This window comes from Anoxybacillus sp. TBDG-1 (assembly GCF_054815885.1).
Window position 1 is genome coordinate 1 of the sequence record NZ_JBTZSY010000084.1, and the last position, 3,779, is coordinate 3,779.

Sequence of the window (3,779 nt, forward strand, 5' to 3'; positions counted from 1 at the left end):
ATTTTCCTTCAAAAGGTAGCCCGTGATGACTTTTCATAGATTTTTTGACGCTACCATATTATTGAGTCGTGCGAGTGTGTAAAACGTAACAGTTCCTTCCTCATTATCATAGAGCACCCAACTGGGAGTAGGGCGTTTGATGTCGCCGACATTTATTAGAAAGCAGGACTTTGGATCGAGTTTAAGCGGTTTGCCAATGACGATCTCCTGACGATCATAGTACCAAGAACCATTTTTCTCTCGGACGAGAAATAGCGCATTTTGGTGGTTATGTCCGTAAAACAGCCACGGTCGCTCCCATTTAGTTATAACAGGATGCCAATATCCCCCCGGATAATCCACCCAGTTGAAATTATGCCCATGAGTAATCCTTGCCATCTCAGGCAAGTCGATATCCGATGGAAGGTTCAGAAAAAAAGGATGGAGTTCCGCGGGAATCTTTTCTCGCGGAACCAAATGCAGTACACGTTCTTCCTGATTACCTCTAACTAGCTGATACCCGGACAATAATTCTAACAGTTTTAGATCAATATCGATCACCTGTTCTATATCGTGAAAAACAAAGTTGGGTAACTGCTTCTTTGATACTTTAACTTCAAACACATCACCCAAACAAATAATCTCATCGATATCGGAAAAGGTATTTATATGCTCTAACACCAGCTCCAAGTGATTACGACGTCCATGTATATCGGCTATGAGTCCATAACGCAAGGGCAACTCCCTCCTTCAAGGAGTCACAATCTATTTGTTTCCGTATTTGTCCTCTAGGTAATCAATGATATGCTTGTTATATTCAAGTCGACCGGCCAAAACCACATCGCCATCGACCAAAGCGGGAATATACGGAACACCTGTTAATTCGATGAGATCTGTTCGCTGAGAGCGGTCTTTCGGAACATTGACATTAATATAAGTAATATTTAACTCCGTAAGTTTTTCACGAACAGGTTTGCAATAGGGGCAAGTTTCCCGTTGGTAGAGTTTAAGCATGATGAACCACTCCTTTATCTAAGACTTCACTCATAGCCTGCAAACTATTGCCACGTTCGAACTCATGTCCCATCTCAGCTAATACCATTTCGATGGCGCCAAAGATACCGAATAAGTCGATTTCGTCAACCGCACCGATATGTCCAACACGGATCATCTTTCCCTTGAACTCCCCTTGTCCGCCGGTGACAGTAAGACCATACTCTTGGCTCAGTTTTTTTAATAGTACGGAGGTATCTAATTCAGGCGGAGCTACTGCAGTGGTAACGGCGTTGCTTCTCAGATGCGGTTCTTTAACAAATAGTGAAAACCCCAATGCTTCCAAGGCTCTCTGTGTTGCGAGAGCGATTTTTGTGTGCCGTGCAGTACAGTTTGAGAGCCCTTCCTGCTTAAGCAACTCTAATGATTTTTTTAAGGCTAAAAGTAAGGATACGCCCGGACTAGATGGGGCCATAGGGTAAAATTTTCGATAGCGTTTGAAGGCAAAGTAGTAAGTGCTTGGCTCAAATTGTTCTAACTTGTTCCACGCTTTTTGTGATATAGCGACAAAGGCAAGTCCCGGTGGCATCATAAATCCTTTATGGGAAGCGGCAAGTACAACGTCCAAGCCCCATTCATCCATGTATAACTCGTGAGAAATAAGACCGCTGATAGCATCAACAATGACCAGCACATCTGTATGTCGAAAAAAGTCACCGATAGCTTTTATATCATTCACCGCACCGGTAGAAGTTTCGCTGTAGACTACCAACACACCTTTAATGTCAGGATGGTGGGAATAGGCTTGTTTCACTTCGTCGATGTTGACTGATGTACCCCATGGTGACTTGATGGTGACAACTTCTAAACCGAACGATTTAGAAATATCGATAAAACGCTCACCAAAATAACCATTAGATACGACCAACACTTTTTCTCCGCGGATAAAGCAGTTGGCAACCGCCGCCTCCATAGCTCCAGTACCTGAAGACAGTAGGATATACACATCCTGAACAGTACGGAAAATCTTCGGAAGTTCACAGTTAATCTCTTTCATGATCTCTTCCATCGGTTGGGACCGATGATGAATCATTTCTTGGGCTCCGGCAAGTAAAATCTCCTGTGGGACTTGCGTAGGTCCCGGAGTGGCCATACGTAATTTCTTCATAACAAAAATCAACTCCCTTTATTTAAACGTCAACGTAGATCGTACGAGTGGATGCCTGTAGATCAAAGTCAAATAGCACAATTCGATGAGTATCTGGAAAGGTAAACAACCACTCTTTGTAAGGTACCATAACACTGGTCCCCAAAAGTGAAGATCGGATATGAGCGAAACCATTAGGATCTAGGGTTGTACGAAAATGTTCATACTCCTTTTTCCTAGGAGCAACCATTTCCAAACTGTCTAATAAATCATTGATCGCACCAGGTTCGTAACGCATTACTGTAAGACCCACGGTACTTCCGACCACACAGATCTTAGCGATGCCATTGGGTTTCTCCAATTTGGTTAATGCTTTTTCTACTAGTTCAGTAATATCATAGCTGCTGTTAAATCCTTCAGATTGTATTTTGATTTCTATCATTAAGGCTTTCTCCTTTTTTATTTTTTTTACGCCATCACCAAAACGAAATCAGCAAATTCACCATTCTTTTTTTACAGTACAGCTCCTTTATTGGATAACAACTGGACATTTTCCAAAATCCCAGATCCTCTGATCACGTACCCCGGAATTTTGCTTGCAGCTTGCAAACACTTATTAATCATCTCTTCTAACTCAGCCTGATTTCTCGGTTCGATAAAATGATTCCATGTTTTTTGACCAGGGATGAAGATACGCTCAATGTGGGGTGTCATCAAATCAACATGTTCACTAATAGGCTTAATATCACATTGTTCAGTCGGATATAGATGCGGATAGATCATGCTACCTACTGGAGCGACTAGTCCTTGCTTAGTAAACGGAATTACTTCTTTGAAAAGCTTCGGATCCACTGCCATCTTGTGCTCTGTCGACCAGAGATTATCCTTAGCTGCTTTTATTTTTTCAGCAAGTCCCAAGCGTTCTATAAACTTTGGATATTTGGAAAGTGTGCCAAGTCCTAGATGTGGATAATCCGGCCATCCAGAGGCTAACAATTGTCCATTTTCCACCCAGAGGAAGGTTTTGTCTCCACTCATGTGTTGGTAATCGAACTTGCTGACCAACTCCAATAGCGTGGTTGATTTACCAGCTCCTTTGGACCCTATGATCAAAGATGCCTTACCGTCTTTATATGCACTAGTCGCATGTAATACAACAACACCGTGATTTTCTTCATTTTTCAATATTAGATCTCGTATAAGCTCGATAAATAATAGCTCTTCCTGTACCGTATCTGTTGTTTTAGTAGAAATAGTAATTTTATTTTTAATAGAGTCAAATGCTATCAACGTTCCCGTTTTTACACACTTGATATACTCTATTCCTTCTACGAACACCCGCTTGCCAGGAATCGTAAAAAAGTCAGAAGCGCTTTTTCGAATATAAATTTCTTCGCCGCCGTCGAAATCAATCTCAGAAAACATAGAAAAATCACGGGTCACATACACATTAGCAATAACATTTTCATCAACCTGATCTTTTTTAATGAAAAAATGTGTGCTAAAAAAGTCAAAGACACGATCTAGAGAGAGAGTTGGTTCAATGAAAAAAGCAAGTTTCGAATGTAAGTAGTGAAGTGTAACGGTGTTATATTCTTTCAAGAATGGTTCATCACCAAATTTTGTGATTTAGTGACAAAAAAGAGAAAGCACTGACGAG

5 protein-coding genes are annotated in these 3,779 nt (G+C 41.2%); all 5 read right to left on the reverse strand.

Going from position 1 to position 3,779, the window contains the following annotated elements; genetic code table 11:
- Positions 1-33: 33 nt before the first annotated feature.
- The 5 genes from ACYQY7_RS13700 to ACYQY7_RS13720 all read right to left on the reverse strand — a co-directional run bounded on the left by ACYQY7_RS13700 (position 34) and on the right by ACYQY7_RS13720 (position 3,721).
- On the reverse strand, positions 34-714 hold the full coding sequence (locus ACYQY7_RS13700; protein ID WP_461202892.1) for a metallophosphoesterase family protein: 681 nt from the start codon (positions 712-714) through the stop codon (positions 34-36).
- Between the two features lie 30 nt (positions 715-744).
- The gene (locus ACYQY7_RS13705; protein WP_429878688.1) at positions 745-993 is read right to left on the reverse strand and encodes a glutaredoxin domain-containing protein; all 249 of its coding nucleotides are present in this window, start codon (positions 991-993) and stop codon (positions 745-747) included.
- Positions 986-2,140, reverse strand: a complete 1,155-nt coding sequence (locus tag ACYQY7_RS13710) for a pyridoxal-phosphate-dependent aminotransferase family protein (RefSeq protein WP_429878687.1) — start codon at positions 2,138-2,140, stop codon at positions 986-988. Before ACYQY7_RS13710 ends, ACYQY7_RS13705 begins: the two co-directional genes overlap by 8 nt.
- Positions 2,141-2,162: 22 nt before the next feature.
- Complete coding sequence (locus ACYQY7_RS13715) at positions 2,163-2,561, reverse strand: YjbQ family protein (protein ID WP_429878686.1); 399 nt, start codon at positions 2,559-2,561, stop codon at positions 2,163-2,165.
- A gap of 71 nt (positions 2,562-2,632) precedes the next feature.
- The gene (locus ACYQY7_RS13720; protein ID WP_461202894.1) at positions 2,633-3,721 is read right to left on the reverse strand and encodes a hypothetical protein; all 1,089 of its coding nucleotides are present in this window, start codon (positions 3,719-3,721) and stop codon (positions 2,633-2,635) included.
- Positions 3,722-3,779 lie beyond the last annotated feature (58 nt).